At 60.8% G+C, this 357-nt stretch carries 1 protein-coding gene; it reads right to left on the bottom strand.

Annotation, left to right across the window (positions count from 1 at the left end):
• Positions 1-11: 11 nt before the first annotated feature.
• Positions 12-357: integrase core domain-containing protein (locus tag AB6A65_RS16760; protein ID WP_371039512.1), on the bottom strand; the 346-nt coding region annotated here is incomplete at its 5' end.

Below are 357 nucleotides of genomic sequence, written 5' to 3'. Positions count from 1 at the left end.
GGAGTCCGCGTTTATTGGTTAGCTCTGTTCAGGATTTGGTCCTCTTCTGACCGTTGGTGATACTCCTGCGGGGTGAGCCCGTCGAGGCTCGTGTGCGGGCGGTGGTGGTTGTAGTCGTCGCACCATGCCGCAATCAGATGGCGGGCATGGCGCAGGGTTGGGAACAGGTGTTCGTTGAGGCATTCGTCCCGCAGGCGTCCGTTGAAGCTCTCCACGAAGCCGTTCTGCATCGGTTTGCCGGGAGCGATGTAATGCCATTCGACCTGGCGATCCTCCTGCCACTTCAGCATGGCGTTCGATGTCAGCTCCGTGCCGTTGTCGCTGACCACCATGCAGGGGAAGCCACGCATCTCGGCG

The sequence above is a fragment of the Rhodosalinus sp. FB01 genome (assembly GCF_041365715.1).
Lineage (GTDB): Bacteria > Pseudomonadota > Alphaproteobacteria > Rhodobacterales > Rhodobacteraceae > Rhodosalinus.
Note: the sequence above shows the minus strand (reverse complement) of the source record. Positions and strands in the feature narration are given on the sequence as shown.